Origin of the sequence: Methanolobus tindarius DSM 2278 (assembly GCF_000504205.1) — an archaeon.
Lineage (GTDB): Archaea > Halobacteriota > Methanosarcinia > Methanosarcinales > Methanosarcinaceae > Methanolobus > Methanolobus tindarius.
This window is the reverse complement of record NZ_AZAJ01000001.1, coordinates 2,426,044-2,445,607: the sequence shown is the minus strand read 5'-3', so window position 1 is coordinate 2,445,607 and position 19,564 is coordinate 2,426,044. Positions and strand designations below refer to the sequence as shown.

Below are 19,564 nucleotides of genomic sequence, written 5' to 3'. Positions count from 1 at the left end.
AACTCATTCAGAATCGTGGATATCAGGATTGAACAGGGGAATGGTGATGTGCACTGTTGTCCCCACTCCTTCTTCACTTTCAATTTCTATTGCTCCGGAATGTAATTCCACAATATTTTTTGAAAGATAAAGACCAAGGCCATTTCCGCCATAAATACGAGTGGCTGACCCGTCTACCTGATAAAACCTGTCAAATATCCTATCCATACATGAGCCGGGGATACCTATTCCATGGTCAGTTACAGCTATATGAGCATCTGCCTCTGATTCAGTTATCTTAATGATGACTTTAGACCCTTTTGAAGAGAATTTGACAGCATTGTCGAGAATGTAAACAAAAAGGTATTTCAGGAATTCACAATTTCCGTAAACAAGATGCATGTCAGCCGGACAGTCTTTAATGATACTGATCTCTTTTTCCTCAGTTTTCATTGAAAGGCTTGTAATTGCATTTTCCATGACATCTTTCAGGTATATAGGTGACAGCACATGATATTTTTCAAAATACAGGGAATTCATATTAAGTAATGATTCTATCAGCCTTTCCAGACGTTCGGAATTGGAAACAATAATCTTCATACACTGCTTCTGCTTGTCTTCCAGCTCACCCAGAAGACCCTCATATATTACTTCACTATACCCTTTTATGGATATGAGAGGGGTTTTTAGTTCATGAGTAATATTGGCAACAAACTCATCTTTCATCCTATCAAGTGATTTCAATTCCTCATAGGCGTTGCGAGTCTCGTTAAGAAGACGTATATTCTCCACAGTTATACCTATCTGGCGACCCACATTACCCAGTATGTTAAGATCAGATTTTGAGATAACAGTATCCTGATCAGGCAGTAATAAAATAACACCTACAAGGTTCTCACGGGCCATAATAGGGATATAAACCAGTTTGCCGATGCATTCGGAATTGATGATCCATTTCAGGCATCCCTCTATCTCATCAACTTTTCCCGTAATCCATGTTTTCTTGGCGTCCGGAATCAGTTTGAACAGAGGATCATCTTCCTTTAAGCAATCTAATCTTTCTACAATCTTATCCCTGAAACCTGTAGAAGAGCATAGATTAAAACTGTGCTCAGTGGAATTAAAAAGATAAACAGAACCTGCAGAACATCCAACGTATGAGTTTATTTCTTTAAGAATATCCCTGAGGAAATCCTCCATTTCCATTGAGCTTGCAGCTATCATGGCTGTGGACTGGAGTATCACAAGATTGCGGTTTTTTCTTTGTAAATCTTCCTGTGCAAGGGATATTTCTGTTATATCCTGGGTTGTTCCCTGGAAAAGCATTTGCCTACCTTCACTGTCCCATGTAACTTCACCAAGAGAATGCAGGATACAGATGCTTCCATTTTTTTTTATAAACCTGGTTTTAATGTCAAATTTGTATCCGGGTATGGAAAGTGCCAGTTCTACGCATGAAGTGAAAGCTTCCCTGTCTTCCGGGTGCATTCTTTCATAATAGTGTTCTCTTCCAATGTTTATTTCATCAGGAGAGTAACCCATTAAGTGATACATTTCGTCTGACCAGAAATGTTTCTTTGTACGCATGTCTACCTCCCAGCTTCCCACATGCGAAATTTCCTGAGCCCTTGACAGCCTTTCACGATGCATAAGTATAGATTCTTCTGCTTTTTTTCGTTCGATACTGTCGATAAAAATATCCCCGACAACTCTCATGAGCTTTATATAATTCTGTGGCCATTGTTTTTTTCGCCCAATGGTATCAAATCCAAGAAAACCAATCATTTTCCCATCTGACTGTAAAGGTATGGAAAGTACGGATTCTATGCATTCCTCCTGCAATACTGTTTTTTCCTTACTGGCAGAAGGTGGTAATTTAGATGTATCGGGTATATGGACAATCTCGGGACTGGCCATTTTTTCCATCCACCATGGAAAATCGCGACCAGGGTAATTGTAAATTTTTCTATTGTCATCATTATTAGTGTGCCATTGATATACCGTATCATTGGAGTCCGGTTCCAGGGACAGTAATATTAGATAACTGCGATCAGCATCTGCAAAGTCTGCCATTTTTTTAAGTGACTGCTTAATAGCATTATCAATATCTTCTGATTTCTTTCCAATGAAGTTTGAAGAAATCTCTGCAACAAGGTTTTCAAACCTTAACTGGGACAGGAGTTCATTTTCTGCAAAATGACATTTCTGAGCCATTTTTGAAACTGTCATCCCAAAAAGAAGAAAACCAAGAAATACAAAGGATCTGACGTAAAAGTCATAAAAAGTCTCTTTTTCTTCAATTGAAAAAGGCAGTATATTCACGGAAAAGAGTAGATGGGCTATGTAAGTATCTGCAATTAAAAATGTCAGACCGAAACATATTGAAATCAGGATTATACTTACGTCTTTTCTCATATACGTTCCTACTACAGAAAGAAAAATTCATTTCAGCATAATTCATGCTTTAATTCTTTTTCAAGGGCATTTAGGCTTACATAAGGCAAATATAGAATATTTTATATATAGCTTCCTATTTAATCCCGATTAAAAAAATAAGCAGTGTGAGTAACAAATAAAAAATATGACGGAGTAAAAAGAGAGACCATTAATTACATTGAACTGATTTTAGTCACAAAGTGCATATTTCTTTACAATTCTTCTTTATATTATTACGCACTTAAATTCTTAAAGAGACAAGTATATGTAAAATGGCGCATTTACAAAGTAGGTTAAAATAGGTTGAGGTCACTTGAACGAAATAAAACCTTAAGGACATTATGTAGAAAAAGATATAATTGCATTTGTCCTTTAAACCTATAAAATCAAAATGCGCAATAATTATTGCACTTATCTGCGGAGATAGACAAAATGAAAGTACTAGTCAGTGATCCATTATCAGAACAGGGATTAACAATACTTCAGCAGCATTTCACAGTTGATGTTATTACAAAACTTTCCGAAGAGGAACTTGTTGAGAAAATACCGGAATATGACGCGCTTGTCATAAGAAGCGGAACACAGGTTACAAGAAAGGTCATCGAGGCTGCCGACAAGATGAAGATAGTAGGCAGGGCAGGCGTTGGTGTAGACAATGTTGATGTAGAAGCAGCAACAGAGAAGGGAATAATAGTAGTCAATGCGCCTGAAGGTAACATGCTTTCTGCCGCAGAGCATACCATTGCCATGATGATGGCACTTGCAAGGAATGTGCCACAGGCTGATGCATCCCTCAAATCCAAAAAGTGGGAACGCAGCAAATTCATGGGAGTTGAAGTCAATGGAAAGACCCTTGGTGTAATCGGACTTGGACGTATTGGTGCTGAGGTTGCCAAAAGAGCACAGGGAATGAATATGAATATCCTTGCATACGATCCTTTTGTCTCAGATGAGAGAGCAAAGGAGATGGGTGTAAAGATGATGTCCGTTCAGGAAATCGCAAAAGAAGCTGATTTCATTACAGTTCACACACCACTTACAAAAGATACCAGAAATATCATCGATACTGAAGAATTTGGCATGATGAAAAGCAACGCAAGAATCATCAATTGTGCGCGTGGAGGTATCATTAATGAAGAAGCTCTTGCAGAAGCTCTTAACAGTGAGAGAATAGCAGGTGCAGCAATAGATGTTTTCACCAGTGAACCACCGTTTGACGGACCACTTATTGACTGTAAGAACATTATAGTTACTCCGCATCTGGGCGCTTCAACTAAGGAAGCACAGATAAATGTGGCTGTTTCCGTTGCAGAAGAAGTTGTGGCTGTACTTAACGGAGGAACTGCAAAGAATGCAATTAACATTCCTTCCGTAAAACCAGAACTTATGACAATGCTTGCTCCTTATATCCAGCTTGCTGAGACAATGAGCAATGCATGTGCGCAACTCCTCGGTAAAAACTACGAGAAGATTTCAATATCATATAACGGCGACATTGCTGAGAAAGATACAAGACCTGTAACTGTGGCTGCTATTAAAGGAATGCTTCAGGTTGCACTCGGTTCTGCAGTAAACTATGTGAACGCAGGCGCCCTTGCCAAGTCCAGGAAAGTTGAAGTTATTGAAAGCAAATCCGAAACCACAGAAGAGTTCAGCTCCACAATAAAGATAGAAGTCACTATGGGTGATGAGAAAGTATCTATTGGTGGTACTGTTGTTGGTGGTAAAGGAAAGATTATCATTGTCAATGGAGAGCATGTAGATATTGTGCCGGCAGGACATATGATTGTTGCAAAACACGTTAACAAACCAAATGTCATCGGACCATGCTGCCTTGTACTTGGAAAGAATGACATTAATATATCCGGTATGCAGGTAGGAAGAGCTGAAATAGGAGGAACTACCATAATGGTGCTTAATGTTGATTCAGAAGTACCTGAGGGTATATTGAAAGAGATGAGAGCGGTTGAAGGAATTATCGATGCTAAGCTCATCAAATTATAAGAATTGAATCCAGAAATTATTATAAACTAAAAGGATGGTAGCAGTTAAAAATGATGCGAAAGCGAATATATCATCGATTTCCGCACAGGACTGTGGAGTTTGAACAAAAATACCGCTACCATTCGGACCTTCCTTTTTTTGTGAAAGTGATGGCAAATATGGATGGTAAGTTCGGTATGTTCGTTACCGAATCAGTAACCAAGAGAGGACACCGTATCCAGGCTAAAAGGGAGATAGGTGTGGAAATTGTTGCAAATGGAATAGACTTCTCGCCTCTCAATTATGATACTGTTGAAGGAGTGCTTGATACACTTGACCCTGAAGGTATTGTGGATTTCAGAATTCACCTGAGATACAGCTACCTTGATGGAAAGTACAACCGCGTACCTTTCCGGGGAGATATCTATCTTGTAAGGGCCATTCTTGAGCATGAACTGCTTGTCCTGCAGATAAATCACATAGACGGTCCGAAGAGAACTGAATGCGGCAGAGTTGCTGATACCATTATTGATGAACTTCGCAGAGGTTCCTGATGGACGAGCTGATGCTTGTTGCAGCAACCCCTTTCAAAAGAAATAATAAAAAATCCCTGTCAATTAAGGATTTTGAATTCGTGCTGTCCTTTGATATGAAATGGATGGCACCTGACGCTGCATCTAAAATAAGGGATAAAGCAATAGGGGCACACTTACTAAAGTTTGAAGGGGCAGAACTGATTCCTGCATTTGATATTTCAAAAATAGAGATACCTCATGGATTCAAACCTTCTGGTTCTTTGTTTCAGGAAAGATCAATAATAGAAGACATTATTGCCATGATCGTTGCCAGCTGCGGAAAGAATACTAAAGACACTATAGTAATGATCAATAAGAAGCAGGAGGAGCTTGGAGACCTTGTTGACATAGAGGTAGCAGGACTTCTGGTTGCAAGAGAAATTGGATGCAATATTGATTCTATTTATGACCGTGTTTTTGATAAAGTATTTAGAACCGGGGAAAAATCCACATAATCTTTATGTACTATTAATGTTATTCAGACACCAGTCTGAGTTTACAGACCCTATGTTCTTACTTAACTGACACCTAACGGATGTTCGAACGCACATCGTGCGTGAGTGAGACAAACTCTTGCGGAGGAACATTATGAGCAAGACTACAAACGTAAAAATCCAAAGAAAGACAAACCCTCGTACTCCTGTGCTCATTGCAGCACTGAAGGAAGGGTCACGCCTGAACGAAGTCGCAATCTGGAGAGATGTGGCTAAGAGGCTGGAAAAACCTGGCAAGAATTATGCACAGGTAAACCTCAGTAAGATCAACAGGTACGCAAAGGATGGAGAAACTGTCCTTATTGCAGGAAAAGTACTTGGTGCAGGACTCCTTGAAAAGGAAGTCACCGTTGTTGCATACAACTTCAGCGCAACTGCAATGGACAAGATCGCAGAGGTTGGTGGCAAATGCCTGACCATTGAACAGATCATGGAAGAGAACCCAAAGGGTTCAGGTATCAAGATCTTGCAGTAGGTGAAGAAGATGACAATTATCGATGCAGAAGGACTTATTATGGGCAGGCTTGCAAGTACTGTTGCAAAAAAGCTGCTTGCTGGTGAGAAGGTCGAGATCGTCAATGCTGAAAAGGCAGTAATCTCTGGATCAAAGTACACCACAATGAGAGAGTACGATGAAACACTGAGAAGAGGAAAGCCTGAATTCGGTCCTTATTTCCCAAAGAGACCAGACCGCATTCTTAAGAGAACAGTAAGAGGTATGCTCCCTTACAAACGTGCAAGGGGAAGAGCAGCAATGGCTAACCTTAAGGTATACGTTGGCATTCCAGTGGAACTCGAAAACAAGGAATGTATAAAGATTGAAGAGGCAAACATGGACCGTCTCAGTTCAAACAAGTACCTCAAACTCGGCGACCTCAGTAAGAAACTCGGTGCTAAGTTCTAAGAAGGAGGAAGATCATAATGACTACTAAAGTTATAACCTCATCAGGTAAAAAGAAGACAGCTATTGCACGCGCAACAGTGAAGAAGGGAACCGGAAAGGTGCGCATCAACAAGAAGCCACTGGAAATCTTTGACCCGGAATTTGCAAAACTCAAGATCACAGAAGCGGTTATGCTTGCAGGCGAGACTGCTGAAAGCGTGGACATAGATGTAATAGTAAAAGGCGGCGGAATTATCGGTCAGGCAAGTGCTGCAAGAACTGCAATTGCAAGAGGCATTGTAGACTGGACCAATGATACAGCCCTCAGAGATACTTACATGGCATACGACCGTAATCTCCTGGTAAACGACTCCAGGCAGAAGGAAACCAAGAAGTTTGGTGGACCAGGTGCACGTGCCAAATATCAGAAATCATACAGGTAGGCGAAAAGATGTTACCAGTTCGATGTTTCAGCTGTGGAAAAGTTGTCTCAAACGTTTGGGAAGAATACAAACAGCGTGTTGCTGAAGGTGAAGACGCGGCTGCTGTACTGGATGACCTTGGTGTTGTTCGTTACTGCTGCAGAAGGATGATCCTTTCACACGTCGAGCTAGTAGATACACTTGCCCCATACCAGTAAGAGGGGACCACAAGGTTGCCTGGACCATCATACGACGTATGGGACACATGTATTTGCTACGCAAAAATACGTCGGAAACTGAGAAAAAATCTCAGTGGTCCATGCCCTTCAATAAACCATACTGGTTTGATCTGAAACAATATATGACCACATTCGGAGGGATTCCGAATAAAATTTATTTATCAGGGTTATCATTGACCGCATTAATGGCTATTCATACAGGAACACTTTTTGGAAGCAATAGGGGTAGCTATCTATAAATGGGCTGTTGATATTTCTATATGTATTTTGATCAGGTGATCTATTGACTACTGAACACTACACCAGGTATGAAAAGGCAAGAATCGTTGGTGCGAGAGCACTTCAGATTTCAATGGGAGCTCCGGTGCTCATCGATGATCCAAGCATGAACTCATTATTCCTTGCCAAGAGAGAATACGAACTTGGGGTAATCCCAATTACTGTTAAGAGAGAGATTTAATTTTCAAATTTATTAAGGTGATTTTATGGATTCAATTGAAGAAACTACAACTAATGAAGTTACTACTGAAGAAACAATAACCGAGGCAGGAGAGGAAGCGAAAACAACTTCCCTTGTACCTATAGACGAGTACCTTGCAGCAGGCGTACACATCGGTACCCAGCAGAAGACCGAGAACATGATGAAATTCGTGTACCGTGTCAGAACAGATGGTCTTTACGTACTTGATATTCAGGCAACCGACGAGAGAATAAAGCTTGCAGCTGCATTCCTTGCAAATTACGACCCACAGAGAATACTTGTGGTTTCCGCAAGACAGTATGGCCAGTTCCCTGCAAAGATGTTCGCAAAAGCAATCGGTGCGAAGTCAATGGTAGGAAGATTCATACCAGGAACACTTACAAACCCTAAGGTCGAAAACTTCTACGAACCTGATGTAGTAATCGTAACCGACCCAACCGGTGACGCACAGGTAATCAAGGAAACTGTAAATGTAGGAATTCCTGTTGTCGCACTCTGTGACACTAACAACATGACATCAAACGTTGACCTTGTAATCCCAACAAACAACAAGGGTAGAAAGGCACTTTCCCTTGTTTACTGGCTGCTTGCAAGAGAGATTGCAAAGTCCAATGACTCAATGTTCACTTATGAACTTGAAGACTTTGAAGCAGGAGTCTGAACTGACAACTTGTTAAAAGCATACTACATATAATCAAAAACCCTTATAGAATAATATAGGGTGATCAGTAGTATGAGACAAACAACCGTTGCCGGTCAATTCTACCCGCAAAATCCGAAGAGTCTGAAAAAGGAACTTAGCAGATGCTTTAAGGATGTGGCCATCTCAGAGGAGCCCATCCTTGGTGCTGTCGTACCTCACGCCGGATATATCTATTCCGGAGAAGTGGCAGCGCATGCATATGCCCGGCTTCCAAAAGCAGATACATACATCCTGTTTGGTCCGAATCATACAGGATATGGGTCTGCAGTAGCTCTTTCCCAGGACAGTTGGACAACTCCCCTTGGAGTTATCGAAACAGACAGGGAAATAGGAAAGCAGCTAGCCGGATCCATAATAGACTTTGATGAGCTTGCACATCATTTTGAGCATTCCATAGAAGTGCAGATACCATTTTTGCAATATCGTTTTGGCAATGACTTTTCAATACTTCCAATATGCATGGGACTTCAGGACGAAGAAACTGCAATGGAAGTAGGAGTAGAAGTTGCCCGTGCAGTAAAAGCTACCGGAAAGAAAGTGGTTTTTATAGCATCCAGTGACTTTACACACTATCAGCCGGATTCTGTTGCAAAAGAACAGGACACTTACCTGATAGAAGCCATACTGGATATGGATATTCCTGAGTTTTATAGGCGCAGGGAAGAAAGGAGTATTTCTGCATGTGGGTTTGGACCGATAGCGTCCATGCTTGCAGCTACAAAAGAGCTGGGTGCAAGCAAAGCCTCACTTATCAAATATGCAACCAGCGGTGATGTAAGCGGGGATACATCAAGAGTTGTCGGATACGCAGCAATCACTATTGAATAAGGTTGTCAAGGCTTGTATTCATAAACTAGATCATAACAGTAAATAAAGGATCAGGAAACCTATGATCACATGCTCAGCACCCGGAAAAGTTTATCTTTTTGGTGAACACGCAGTAGTATATGGAGAAAGCGCGATCTGCTGCGCTGTTGAGCTTCGCACAAAAGTAAGTGTGGAAAAATCTGATGAAAATGAAATAATTATAGAATCTATTCTGGGACGAACTGGACTTGACCATGATACCCATCCTTATGTTTCTTATGTCATCGAAAAAATGCGCAGGTTTGCAGATATAAAAGGTGTACGGATAATTATAGAATCAGAACTTCCAGTAGGATCGGGCCTGGGATCATCTGCAGCAGTCACTGTTGCAAGTATCCAGGCATTGAATCATCTTTATGAATGCGGTCTTTCCCTTGAAGGCATAGCAAAAACAGCACATGAAATTGAAAAAATGGTTCAGGGCAATGCAAGTCCTACTGATACATACGTCAGTACCATGGGCGGCGTTGTAATGATTCCACAGAGGAAAAAACTGGATCTTATCAATTGTCCTATTGTTGTAGGTAACACCCACAAATTTTCTTCTACAAAAGAACTTGTAGGCAATGTTGCAAAACTACGCAGCGATTTCCCTTCTGTTATTGAACCAATACTTTACAATATAGGACAGATGTCCATACTGGCTGAAAAACTGGTATCTGAAGGCGACTACAAAACTATTGGAAAACTCATGAATATAAATCAAGGGCTTCTGGATGCCATTGGTGTTGGAAGTGCAGAGTTATCCTCACTGGTATATGCTGCCCGTGGAAGTGGTGCCATCAGTGCCAAAATAACAGGTGCCGGCGGAGGAGGGTGCATGGTTGCACTTGCCGGAGAAAATAATGCGGAAGATATCGCAAGAGCAATTGAGAATGCCGGCGGAGAAGCCATAATTACAAACAATACAAAAGAAGGCGTGCGATTGGAGTCATTGCATGGATAACAATAATATTACTATCCTGAAGATAGGCGGTAGTGTCATCACAGATAAAAGTGCTGATGATGGTACTGCAAGATTAAGTGAAATAGAAAGAATAGCAGCTGAGATCTCAGGTTTTGAAGGAAAACTTATCATTGTACATGGTGCAGGATCATTCGGACATCCGCAGGTCAAACGTTTCGGACTTACCGGTAAATTTGACCACGAAGGTTCCATAATTACACACATGTCAGTAAGGAAACTCAACACAATGGTTGTTGAAACCTTAAACTCTGCAGGAATTAACGCATTGCCAGTACATCCTATGGCATGTGCAATATCAAGCAACAGCCGCATAAAGAGTATGTTCCGTGAACAAATAGAGGAAATGCTTGCTAATGGATTTGTACCCGTTCTTCATGGCGACATGGTAATGGACACCGACCTTGGGACTTCGGTCCTGTCCGGTGATCAGATTGTTCCGTATCTTGCAATACAGATGAAAGCATCAAGAATCGGAATTGGAAGTGCGGAAGAAGGTGTGCTTGATGACAAAGGAGGAGTAATACCCCTAATCAACAACGAAAATTTTGATGAAATTAAGGCATATCTCAGTGGTTCTGCTAACACCGATGTTACCGGCGGAATGCTGGGAAAAGTACTTGAGCTTTTAGAACTAAGTGAGCAGTCAAACAGCACTTCTTATATATTTAATGCAGGCAATACAGGAAACATATCAGATTTCCTCAGTGGTAAGAATATTGGTACCGCAATAGGAGCCGGGACTATATAAAAAAGGCATTTTATATACATATTATAAAGGTATTAATCATGAGCACATCCAGAAGAAAGATCGAGCATCTAGAACTATGCGCTGCAAGTCCGGTAGAATCAAGGAAAACAGGAGCAGGGTTTGATGATGTAATGCTTGTTCACAGGGCACTACCCGAAATGAACATGGATGACATTGATACATCGATCCGTTTTCTGGAAAAGGAAATGAACGCACCTTTCATGATAGCCTCCATTACAGGAGGACATCCTGAAACTACCGCAGTTAATGCCGCTCTTGCTGAAGCAGTTGAAGAACTCGGACTGGGAATAGGTGTTGGCAGTCAGCGTGCTGCCATTGAAGATCCATCTCAGGAAGAATCATTCAGTATTGTAAGGGATAAAGCACCCAGTGCATTTGTTTATGGTAACATCGGTGCAGCCCAGATAAGAGAATACGGCGTTGAAGGTGTTGAAAAGATAATAGAAATGATAGATGCGGATGCTATTGCAGTTCACCTGAATTTCCTTCAGGAAGCAATCCAGCCAGAAGGTGACAGGGACGCATCAGGTGCTCTTGAAGTAATAAAGGATATTTGTTCACTGGCAGTACCGGTCATAATTAAAGAAACCGGTGCAGGCATTTCACATGAGGACGCATTCATACTAAAAGAAGCGGGAGTTGCTGCCATTGATGTTGGCGGTGTCGGAGGCACAAGCTGGTCAGGAGTAGAAGTATATCGTGCCAGGGAAAGAAAAGACACAGAATCTGAAATGCTTGGAGAATTATTCTGGGATTTCGGAATACCCACTGTTCCAAGCATAGTGGAATGTAGTGTTTCACTCCCGGTAATAGCAACCGGAGGCTTAAGAACTGGACTTGATATTGCAAAATCACTCGCTCTTGGGGCTTCAGTTGCAAGTGCTGCCCTTCCTTTTGTCGGACCAGCCTTACAGGGAAAGGATGCAGTAGTTAAAAACATAGAACATATGCTCAAAGAAATGGAAGTTGCAATGTTCCTTTGCGGATGCAGGGATCTTAAGGATCTGCATCTTGCACCGACAGTTATCAGTGGCTGGACACACGAGTATCTGGAACTGCGTGGTTTTAATGTAAAGGACTTTGCTCTGCGCTCAACTAACAAGGATTTCCAGAGAGTTTAACATTCATCAATTTACAGGGAAAATTTAAATAAATTGAATTTAATAATTAGAGGTTAATATATATGACAGAAATAGGAATTATTGCAGTCGGCGGATACAATGAAATGGGCCGTAACATGACTGCCATCAGGATCGACGAAGATATTATCATCGTCGATATGGGTCTTCGTCTTGACCGGGTTCAGATACATGAAGATGTTGAAACAGATAAAATGCATTCACTTGAACTTATCGAGATGGGAGCCATACCAGATGATACCATCATGAAAGAAGTGAACGGTAATGTACGTGCAATAGTCTGTACACACGGACACCTTGATCACATTGGTGCTATCCCAAAGCTGGCACACAGGTATACTGCACCTATAATCGGAACCCCATACACAACAACACTCATAAAGCATCAGATAGAGTCTGAGAGAAAATTCGGAGTAAAGAACAATATCGTATCTCTGGACGCAGGTGAATCACTGGAGATTACAAAAGAAATTTCCATTGAATTTGTTAACACACAGCATAGTATAATAGACACGATTTTTCTCGTAATCCACACCGTAAGCGGATCAATCGTCTATGCATGTGACTTCAAGCTTGACAGGACTCCGACACTTGGAGAAGCTCCTGACTTTAACAGGCTCAAGGAACTTGGGGAAGAAGGTGTTATAGCATTGATTACAGAGAGCACAAACGCAGGACGCAATGGAAAAGCACCTTCCGAGATGATCGCACATTCCATGCTCAGAGATGTACTCCTTGAGACGGAAGAATCCGATGTCGGCATGATTGTTACTACTTTTGCATCACATGTTGCCCGTGTTAACTCCATTGTCAAGTTCGCTCAGGAAATGGGAAGAATCCCGGTCCTTATGGGAAGTTCCATGGAGAGATATATCGCAACTGCTCACCAGATGGGTTACATTGAACTTCCGGAGAATGTCGAAATATACGGAAACCGCAGGGAAATAGACAAAGCTTTTGCAAGGATAATGGAAAAGGGCAAGAACAAATACCTTCCAGTGGTCACAGGCCATCAGGGTGAACCAGGTGCTGTGCTTGGAAGAATCGCAGCAGGCGAGACACCTTTCAAAATTGACAGGGGAGACCGCATTATTTTCTCTGCAAATATTATTCCAAATCCAATGACACAGGCAAACCGCTATGCTCTTGAGACAAAATTGAAGATGCGCGGAGCCAGGATTTACGATAATGTCCATGTTTCAGGGCACGCATACCGTGAGGATCACTGGGAACTTCTCAGGATGCTTAAACCAGAGCACGTTATCCCTGCACATGGAACTATACAGATGCACAGCGAGTACATCCAGATGGCAGAGGATGCCGGATACGTGCTCGGTGACACACTTCACCTTCTGAGGAATGGAGAAGAGCTCTACATAGATGAAGAGTAAAATAAAAATAGGGATGTTTATGGATCTTATTGAAGAGATTAAAAAACGTTCATCACATGTCGATAAAGGAATAGAGGAATACCTTCCTATTGACAAGCCGTATGAACTTTACAAGGCAGCAAGATATCTCCCTGATGCAGGTGGTAAAAGACTGCGCCCTGCAACAGTGATACTTGCAGCAGAAGCTGTTGGTTCAGATCTTGAAACCGTTCTTCCTGCAGCAGTGGCAGTCGAGCTGGTCCACAATTTCACACTTGTCCATGATGATATCATGGACAGAGACGATATTCGTCGTGGAATGCCGGCAGTCCATGTAAAATGGGGAGAAGCAGGAGCCATCCTTGCAGGTGATACACTCTATTCAAAGGCTTTCGAAATACTTACCCATGCACCGGCAGAAGCACCTGAACGCAACCTTAAATGTATTGACATTCTTTCCAAGGCTTGCAGGGATATCTGTGAAGGTCAGTGGATGGATGTTGAGTTTGAGAACCGTGACGATGTCACAAAGGAAGAATACCTTGAGATGATCGAGAAGAAGACCGGTGTACTCTACGCAGCTTCCATGCAGATAGGAGCAATTCTTGGGGGAGCACCCGAGGAAGTATCAGATGCATTCTATGAATGCGGAAGGCTCATAGGTATTGCATTCCAGATCTATGATGATGTCATTGACATGACTACTCCTGAAGAAGTTCTGGGTAAGGTAAGAGGCAGTGACCTTATGGAAGGCAAGAAGACCCTTATTGCCATACATGCACTTAACAAGGGTGTTGAACTTAAGATATTCGGCAAGGGAGAAGCTACAACAGAAGAAATCAATGAAGCAGTGCACCAGCTTGAGGAAGCGGGTTCCATTGATTATGTAAGAGACCTTGCACTTGACTACATTGCAAGGGGCAAGGAACTTCTTAACGTTGTTGAAGATTCTGAATCTAAAACAATACTCAAAGCAATTGCAGATTATATGATCACAAGATCATACTAATCTTTCCTTCTTTTTTTCTATTCTCATTTTTTTTGCATAGCTGTGGCTATGTCTGGAAAAACAATAATGATAAAAATAATAGCAATCGCAAAAAGCAAAATAAGAAATTGAAACAAAAATAAAAAAGAGAATTGAAATCAGGATTAATTATCCTGCTTTTCAATTACTGCCTGTGCTGCTGCAAGTCTTGCAATTGGCACACGGAAAGGTGAACAGCTTACATAGTTCAGTCCGATGTTGTATCCGAACTTAACAGAACTTGGTTCGCCACCATGTTCACCACAGATTCCAATTTTAATATCAGGTCTTGTGGAACGCCCTTTCTCAATACCTATTTTCACAAGTTCACCAACGCCTTCCTGATCAAGGACTGCGAATGGATCGCCTGGAAGAATGGAGTTCTCAATGTAGAACGGAAGGAACTTGCCTGCATCATCCCTGCTGAAACCAAATGTAGTCTGAGTGAGATCATTAGTTCCGAATGAAAAGAATTCTGCTTCCTGTGCAATCTTGTCTGCTGTGAGTGCTGCCCTTGGAAGCTCTATCATGGTACCTACCATGTACTCAAGTTTGCAGCCTTTTTCAGTCATTACAGATTCTGCAACTTCCACAAGGTCTTTCTTTGTGGAACTGAGTTCATTTACATGTGAAATAAGTGGAATCATAATTTCAGGAACTATATCCATTCCGCCTGCTTTAAGCTCACATGCTGCCTCAATAATTGCTTTGACCTGCATTGCATAAATTTCAGGATAGGTGATTCCAAGACGGCATCCACGATGTCCCAGCATAGGGTTTGTCTCTTCCATGGACTCTACACGTTCCAGAATCTTGTGAATACGCTCGATCTCTGATTCACTTGCACCTTCTGTTTCAAGGGATGCAAGTTTCTCTGCAATCTCATCATGTTTTGGAAGGAACTCGTGAAGTGGTGGGTCAAGAAGACGGATTGTGACCGGGAAACCTTCCATAACCTTAAAGATTCCAATAAAGTCCTCTTTCTGCATTGGAAGGAGCTTTTCAAGAGCTGCTTTCCTGGTTTCTGTATCTTCTGCAAGGATCATTTCCCTTACTGCAGGAATACGGTCTTCTCCAAAGAACATGTGCTCTGTCCTGCAAAGACCGATACCTTCTGCACCGAAGTCTCTTGCTACCTGAGCGTCATGAGGTGTGTCCGCATTTGTTCTGACACCCATTTCCCTTACCTCATCTGCCCATGCAAGAAGCGTATCAAGTTCACCGCTTACACCAGGAGTTACAAGCTCAACCTCACCGAGAATGAGACCACCTGTACTTCCGTCAATGGTCACATAGTCCCCTTCGTTGATTGTGACATCACAAACAGAGAATGAACAGCTTGCCATATCGATGTTTACTGAGCCACATCCTGCAACACATGGCTTACCCATACCTCTTGCAACTACTGCTGCGTGTGAGGTCATTCCACCTCTTACGGTAAGGATTCCCTGTGCTGCATCCATGCCGCCAATGTCCTCTGGTGAAGTTTCAGTACGTACCAGAATTACTTTTTCATTGGCTTTTGCCATTTCTTCGGCATGCTCTGCGGTGAAAACGACTTTACCCACAGCAGCGCCGGGGGATGCTGGAAGGCCGGTTGCAACAACTTCATATTCGGCCTGAGAATCAATTGTAGGATGTAAAAGACGATCGATCTGTTCGGGGGAGACTCTTGTAACTGCTGTTCGTTTGTCAATGAGACCTTCATTGACCATTTCAACAGCAATTTTTAACGCCGCCGCCGCCGTTCTTTTACCAGTACGGGTCTGCAGCATGTATAATCTGCCTTCCTCAATGGTAAATTCGATATCCTGCATGTCCTTGAAGTGATCTTCCAGTTTCATGTAGATCTCTTCAAGTTGAGCGTATGCATCAGGCATGTTATCCCTGAGAGTGGATATTGGTTCCGGAGTTCTTATACCTGCAACAACATCCTCCCCCTGTGCATTCATTAAATATTCACCAAAGAAGCGCTTATCCCCGGTTGCCGGGTCCCTTGTAAATGCCACACCGGTTCCTGATGTTTCGCCCATGTTACCGTAAACCATAGACTGCACGTTAACGGCTGTACCCCATTCACCTGGAATGTTGTTAAGACGCCTGTAAGTTATGGCACGCTGGTTGTTCCATGAATTGAAAACCGCATCGATTGCCATCTGAAGCTGCTCGCGTGGATCCTGTGGAAAATCGTTTCCGGTTTCCTTCCTGATAATTCCCTTGAACTCTTCTGCAAGTTCATTTAGGGCAGCTGCATTCAGATCAGTGTCTAGTTCAACACCAAGGTTCTTCTTCTTAGCGCTGAGAGCAGATTCGAATTTCTCATGCTCAATGTCAAGTACGACATCACCAAACATGGTGAGGAACCTGCGGTAACTGTCATAGGCAAACCTTTCATTACCTGTCTTCTTAGACAGGGCTGTGACGGTATCATCATTTAAACCAAGGTTCAGAACAGTGTCCATCATTCCTGGCATGGATACTCTTGCACCGGATCTGACAGATAGAAGTAAAGGATTCTCGTTGTCCCCAAATTTCTTGCCAGTTGCCTTTTCGAGCTTTATTATTGCTTTGTTTATCTGGTCTATAACCTCTTCAGGATAAACCCCTTTTTCAAGATAAAGTAAACAAACTTCTGTTGTTATAGTAAATCCTGGAGGGACAGGGATTCCCAGATTGGCCATCTCTGCCAGGTTAGCCCCTTTGCCACCCAGCAGATCTTTCATACTATTTTTACCTTCAGTTTCTTCGTTTCCGAAAAAATATACGAATTTGTTATCTGCCACCGAATTTCCTCCATGCATAAGAATATGATGGACATTCATTACTATTATTAAGTCGATGCCCCAATTGTTCTTTTACAACTTTAAGGTTGTGGTCTGCGATTAAGTGACATAGTCATCACATAATTATTTAAACGAGAACATAAAAACGACATTGGAGTCATTAAACACAAACTATGATCAAAATCCTGTATCAGGAGCATATTGACTCTGTTCAGGCATAATCTGGAGGATTATAGATATGTTTTTGTACTAAAAAAACTGATATTAAAATGCTTACGATATCTTTATATACTATGAATAGAACATATAGTACAAAAACCTAAATACAATAAACGAAAGCATATGAAAAGATTAGGTCAGATCCTGCATATTTCTAAGCAGAATGAAATCGTCGTCAGAGGCGATGAAAAACAGTTTTCCGGGTCAATGAAGGACTTGCCGCGAATAAACTCTTTTGTTCTTGACAAATCCATAAAACCCATCGGAAAGGTTTCCTGCATATTTGGTCCAGTGGATCAGCCTTATTTTACTCTGAAGCCTGACAAGCGAATTGTAGCTTCCGGATTGGAACGACTTGTAAATGAACGAGTATACGTTCAATGAAGGATTGCAGGTTATATGATATATTACTTATGCTGTGAGCTGTGAATGATTGAGGATACACATATCAAATATATTTTCATGAGAGATTATTTAAAGGTGAAATGAATGGTCGAAGTAGAAAGGGTACGATATTCCGATACTTCCGAAAGGGAGAAGATACGTGCAATGATTAAAGCACGTAAAGAGAAAGATAAGAGTGCTGAAGTCGAAAAAGCAAAAGTTCAGTGTCCTGAGTGTGGCAGCCGCAACCTCGTACAGGACTACGAGAGAGCTGAACTCGTGTGTTCTGACTGTGGACTTGTAGTTGACGCAGAATTTGTTGACGAAGGACCTGAATGGCGTGCTTTCGATCATGACCAGAGGATGAAACGTTCCCGTGTGGGTGCACCAATGACCTACACCATCCACGACAAAGGTCTGTCCACAATGATCGACTGGAGAAATCGTGACTCATACGGTAAATCCATTTCATCAAAGAACAGGGCACAGCTTTACAGGTTGAGAAAATGGCAACGTAGGATAAGGGTAAGTAACGCTACGGAAAGGAACCTTGCGTTTGCTCTGTCCGAACTTGACCGTATGGCATCAGCTCTTGGTCTGCCAAGAACTGTTCGTGAGACTGCTGCTGTAGTTTACAGAAAGGCAGTTGACAAGAACCTCATCCGTGGAAGAAGTATTGAAGGTGTTGCAGCAGCAGCACTTTATGCAGCATGCCGTCAGTGCAGTGTTCCAAGAACGCTTGACGAGATAGGAGAAGTATCAAGAGTAAGCAGGAAAGAGATTGGAAGAACATACCGTTTCATCTCAAGAGAGCTTTCACTGAAACTTATGCCAACCTCACCAATAGACTATGTACCAAGGTTCTGTTCAGGACTTAACCTCAAAGGTGAAGTACAGTCCAGGGGTGTGGAGATTCTCAGGCAGGCTTCCGAAAAGGAACTTACCAGTGGCCGTGGCCCAACTGGCGTGGCAGCAGCAGCAATTTACATTGCTTCAATCCTTTGTGGCGAGCGCCGTACTCAGCGTGAAGTCGCTGATGTTGCAGGTGTGACAGAAGTCACTATCCGTAACAGGTACAAGGAACTTGCCGAAGAGCTTGACATAGAAATTATTCTCTAAAACAAATAATAATTTGATAGTCGACAGAGGAAGACTGTACAACCTCTTCCTTTGTTACATACACTTTTTTACAAATCTTTTTTAACATTTAACTGACTTAAGCAGTGTAGACTATGTTAGAACTGCTGGAAATGCTGACAATAGGATTTGTCCTGGGACTTACAGGTGCACTTGTACCAGGACCCATGCTTTTTGTGACAATAGATACATCCCTGAAAAGAGGATGGAAAGCAGGTCCCGAAATCTTTGTAGGTCATGCAATCCTTGAGTTCATGGTATGCATTCTGATAATCTACGGTATTACAGCAGTGAGTGACAGCACTGTAATGGCAATATCATTACTTGGTGGAGCCACCCTTGTGATATTTGGCCTGATGACAATGAGAAGTGCAAAAGGTGCAGCAGACTCCATGCATGAGCACGACAAAGGCACCTCTAAACCTGTACTTGCAGGAGTTGTCACATCAGCATCAAATCCTTATTTCTGGATATGGTGGCTGGCAGCGGGAAGTGCACTTGTGCTCCGGGGAATGGAGATCGGTCTGATAGCAGCTGTGATGTTTATGGCAGGACACTGGCTCGCTGACCTTGGATATTTCACTGTTGTTTCCGCATCTTTCAGCAAGGGAAAGAAACTCATGTCACCAAAGATTTATGAAAGGGTACTGCTATCTTGCGGACTGTTCCTTGTCCTGTTTGGATCATGGTTTATCATAGGTACATAA

At 42.1% G+C, this 19,564-nt stretch carries 20 protein-coding genes; 18 read left to right on the top strand and 2 right to left on the bottom strand.

Going from position 1 to position 19,564, the window contains the following annotated elements:
* Positions 1–3 precede the first annotated feature (3 nt).
* Positions 4–2,394 carry an ATP-binding protein gene (locus tag METTI_RS15270; RefSeq protein WP_023846046.1) on the bottom strand — a complete coding sequence of 797 codons (2,391 nt, stop codon included), beginning with the start codon at positions 2,392–2,394 and terminating at the stop codon, positions 4–6.
* 453 nt (positions 2,395–2,847) lie between these two features.
* On the opposite strand from METTI_RS15270, the gene serA reads away from it, so the two are divergent.
* The 15 genes from serA to METTI_RS11700 all read left to right on the top strand — a co-directional run bounded on the left by serA (position 2,848) and on the right by METTI_RS11700 (position 14,316).
* Positions 2,848–4,419: a phosphoglycerate dehydrogenase gene (gene serA / locus METTI_RS11775; RefSeq protein ID WP_023846045.1), complete on the top strand. Its 1,572-nt coding sequence runs from the start codon at positions 2,848–2,850 to the stop codon at positions 4,417–4,419.
* 50 nt (positions 4,420–4,469) lie between these two features.
* Positions 4,470–4,952 (top strand): hypothetical protein, encoded by a 483-nt coding sequence (locus tag METTI_RS11770; protein WP_023846044.1) that lies wholly within the window; start codon positions 4,470–4,472, stop codon positions 4,950–4,952.
* On the top strand, positions 4,952–5,428 hold the full coding sequence (locus tag METTI_RS11765) for a DUF2240 family protein (protein ID WP_023846043.1): 477 nt from the start codon (positions 4,952–4,954) through the stop codon (positions 5,426–5,428). The genes METTI_RS11770 and METTI_RS11765 overlap by 1 nt, the downstream gene beginning before the upstream one ends.
* 133 nt (positions 5,429–5,561) lie before the next feature.
* The gene (locus METTI_RS11760) at positions 5,562–5,942 is read left to right on the top strand and encodes a 50S ribosomal protein L18e (protein WP_023846042.1); all 381 of its coding nucleotides are present in this window, start codon (positions 5,562–5,564) and stop codon (positions 5,940–5,942) included.
* 9 nt (positions 5,943–5,951) lie between these two features.
* Positions 5,952–6,371 (top strand): 50S ribosomal protein L13, encoded by a 420-nt coding sequence (locus METTI_RS11755; protein WP_023846041.1) that lies wholly within the window; start codon positions 5,952–5,954, stop codon positions 6,369–6,371.
* 17 nt (positions 6,372–6,388) lie between these two features.
* Positions 6,389–6,793 carry a 30S ribosomal protein S9 gene (locus tag METTI_RS11750; protein WP_023846040.1) on the top strand — a complete coding sequence of 135 codons (405 nt, stop codon included), beginning with the start codon at positions 6,389–6,391 and terminating at the stop codon, positions 6,791–6,793.
* Positions 6,794–6,801: 8 nt separating this feature from the next.
* Complete coding sequence (locus METTI_RS11745) at positions 6,802–6,990, top strand: DNA-directed RNA polymerase subunit N (protein WP_023846039.1); 189 nt, start codon at positions 6,802–6,804, stop codon at positions 6,988–6,990.
* 304 nt (positions 6,991–7,294) lie between these two features.
* Positions 7,295–7,471 (top strand): DNA-directed RNA polymerase subunit K, encoded by a 177-nt coding sequence (locus METTI_RS11735; RefSeq protein ID WP_023846038.1) that lies wholly within the window; start codon positions 7,295–7,297, stop codon positions 7,469–7,471.
* Between the two features lie 25 nt (positions 7,472–7,496).
* Positions 7,497–8,153: a 30S ribosomal protein S2 gene (gene rpsB / locus METTI_RS11730; RefSeq protein WP_023846037.1), complete on the top strand. Its 657-nt coding sequence runs from the start codon at positions 7,497–7,499 to the stop codon at positions 8,151–8,153.
* 72 nt (positions 8,154–8,225) lie between these two features.
* A complete protein-coding gene (locus METTI_RS11725; RefSeq protein WP_023846036.1) occupies positions 8,226–9,023 on the top strand; it encodes an MEMO1 family protein in 798 nt (265 codons plus the stop codon).
* A gap of 61 nt (positions 9,024–9,084) precedes the next feature.
* Positions 9,085–10,008, top strand: a complete 924-nt coding sequence (locus tag METTI_RS11720; RefSeq protein ID WP_023846035.1) for a mevalonate kinase — start codon at positions 9,085–9,087, stop codon at positions 10,006–10,008.
* Positions 10,001–10,777: an isopentenyl phosphate kinase gene (locus METTI_RS11715; protein ID WP_023846034.1), complete on the top strand. Its 777-nt coding sequence runs from the start codon at positions 10,001–10,003 to the stop codon at positions 10,775–10,777. Before METTI_RS11720 ends, METTI_RS11715 begins: the two co-directional genes overlap by 8 nt.
* Positions 10,778–10,815: 38 nt before the next feature.
* Positions 10,816–11,919, top strand: a complete 1,104-nt coding sequence (gene fni / locus METTI_RS11710) for a type 2 isopentenyl-diphosphate Delta-isomerase (RefSeq protein WP_023846033.1) — start codon at positions 10,816–10,818, stop codon at positions 11,917–11,919.
* Between the two features lie 62 nt (positions 11,920–11,981).
* The gene (locus METTI_RS11705; protein WP_023846032.1) at positions 11,982–13,328 is read left to right on the top strand and encodes an RNase J family beta-CASP ribonuclease; all 1,347 of its coding nucleotides are present in this window, start codon (positions 11,982–11,984) and stop codon (positions 13,326–13,328) included.
* A 19-nt stretch (positions 13,329–13,347) separates the two neighbouring features.
* On the top strand, positions 13,348–14,316 hold the full coding sequence (locus METTI_RS11700; RefSeq protein ID WP_023846031.1) for a polyprenyl synthetase family protein: 969 nt from the start codon (positions 13,348–13,350) through the stop codon (positions 14,314–14,316).
* 143 nt (positions 14,317–14,459) lie between these two features.
* Here METTI_RS11700 and ppdK read toward each other — a convergent pair whose 3' ends face one another.
* Positions 14,460–17,117, bottom strand: a complete 2,658-nt coding sequence (ppdK, locus tag METTI_RS11695; protein ID WP_023846030.1) for a pyruvate, phosphate dikinase — start codon at positions 17,115–17,117, stop codon at positions 14,460–14,462.
* A 342-nt stretch (positions 17,118–17,459) separates the two neighbouring features.
* Here ppdK and METTI_RS11690 point away from each other — a divergent pair, with 342 nt between their 5' ends.
* From METTI_RS11690 to METTI_RS11680, 3 genes are all read left to right on the top strand, one after another.
* Positions 17,460–17,720, top strand: a complete 261-nt coding sequence (locus METTI_RS11690; RefSeq protein ID WP_023846029.1) for an H/ACA ribonucleoprotein complex subunit GAR1 — start codon at positions 17,460–17,462, stop codon at positions 17,718–17,720.
* Between the two features lie 105 nt (positions 17,721–17,825).
* The gene (locus tag METTI_RS11685; protein WP_023846028.1) at positions 17,826–18,839 is read left to right on the top strand and encodes a transcription initiation factor IIB; all 1,014 of its coding nucleotides are present in this window, start codon (positions 17,826–17,828) and stop codon (positions 18,837–18,839) included.
* A 113-nt stretch (positions 18,840–18,952) separates the two neighbouring features.
* Positions 18,953–19,564, top strand: coding sequence for a LysE family transporter (locus METTI_RS11680; RefSeq protein WP_023846027.1), 612 nt, complete (start codon positions 18,953–18,955; stop codon positions 19,562–19,564).

What these genes read in the sequence shown, in the direction of transcription:
- METTI_RS11765 (WP_023846043.1), top strand. Translation starts at nt 4,952, where the DNA reads ATGGACGAGCTGATGCTTGTTGCAGCAACCCCTTTCAAAAGAAATAAT.
- METTI_RS11705 (WP_023846032.1), top strand. Translation starts at nt 11,982, where the DNA reads ATGACAGAAATAGGAATTATTGCAGTCGGCGGATACAATGAAATGGGC.
- METTI_RS11720 (WP_023846035.1), top strand. Translation starts at nt 9,085, where the DNA reads ATGATCACATGCTCAGCACCCGGAAAAGTTTATCTTTTTGGTGAACAC.
- METTI_RS11750 (WP_023846040.1), top strand. Translation starts at nt 6,389, where the DNA reads ATGACTACTAAAGTTATAACCTCATCAGGTAAAAAGAAGACAGCTATT.
- METTI_RS11770 (WP_023846044.1), top strand. Translation starts at nt 4,470, where the DNA reads ATGATGCGAAAGCGAATATATCATCGATTTCCGCACAGGACTGTGGAG.
- METTI_RS11760 (WP_023846042.1), top strand. Translation starts at nt 5,562, where the DNA reads ATGAGCAAGACTACAAACGTAAAAATCCAAAGAAAGACAAACCCTCGT.
- METTI_RS11745 (WP_023846039.1), top strand. Translation starts at nt 6,802, where the DNA reads ATGTTACCAGTTCGATGTTTCAGCTGTGGAAAAGTTGTCTCAAACGTT.
- METTI_RS11690 (WP_023846029.1), top strand. Translation starts at nt 17,460, where the DNA reads ATGAAAAGATTAGGTCAGATCCTGCATATTTCTAAGCAGAATGAAATC.
- rpsB (WP_023846037.1), top strand. Translation starts at nt 7,497, where the DNA reads ATGGATTCAATTGAAGAAACTACAACTAATGAAGTTACTACTGAAGAA.
- METTI_RS11680 (WP_023846027.1), top strand. Translation starts at nt 18,953, where the DNA reads ATGTTAGAACTGCTGGAAATGCTGACAATAGGATTTGTCCTGGGACTT.
- METTI_RS11715 (WP_023846034.1), top strand. Translation starts at nt 10,001, where the DNA reads ATGGATAACAATAATATTACTATCCTGAAGATAGGCGGTAGTGTCATC.
- fni (WP_023846033.1), top strand. Translation starts at nt 10,816, where the DNA reads ATGAGCACATCCAGAAGAAAGATCGAGCATCTAGAACTATGCGCTGCA.
- METTI_RS15270 (WP_023846046.1), bottom strand. Translation starts at nt 2,394, where the DNA reads ATGAGAAAAGACGTAAGTATAATCCTGATTTCAATATGTTTCGGTCTG.
- METTI_RS11755 (WP_023846041.1), top strand. Translation starts at nt 5,952, where the DNA reads ATGACAATTATCGATGCAGAAGGACTTATTATGGGCAGGCTTGCAAGT.
- METTI_RS11725 (WP_023846036.1), top strand. Translation starts at nt 8,226, where the DNA reads ATGAGACAAACAACCGTTGCCGGTCAATTCTACCCGCAAAATCCGAAG.
- serA (WP_023846045.1), top strand. Translation starts at nt 2,848, where the DNA reads ATGAAAGTACTAGTCAGTGATCCATTATCAGAACAGGGATTAACAATA.
- METTI_RS11685 (WP_023846028.1), top strand. Translation starts at nt 17,826, where the DNA reads ATGGTCGAAGTAGAAAGGGTACGATATTCCGATACTTCCGAAAGGGAG.
- METTI_RS11700 (WP_023846031.1), top strand. Translation starts at nt 13,348, where the DNA reads ATGGATCTTATTGAAGAGATTAAAAAACGTTCATCACATGTCGATAAA.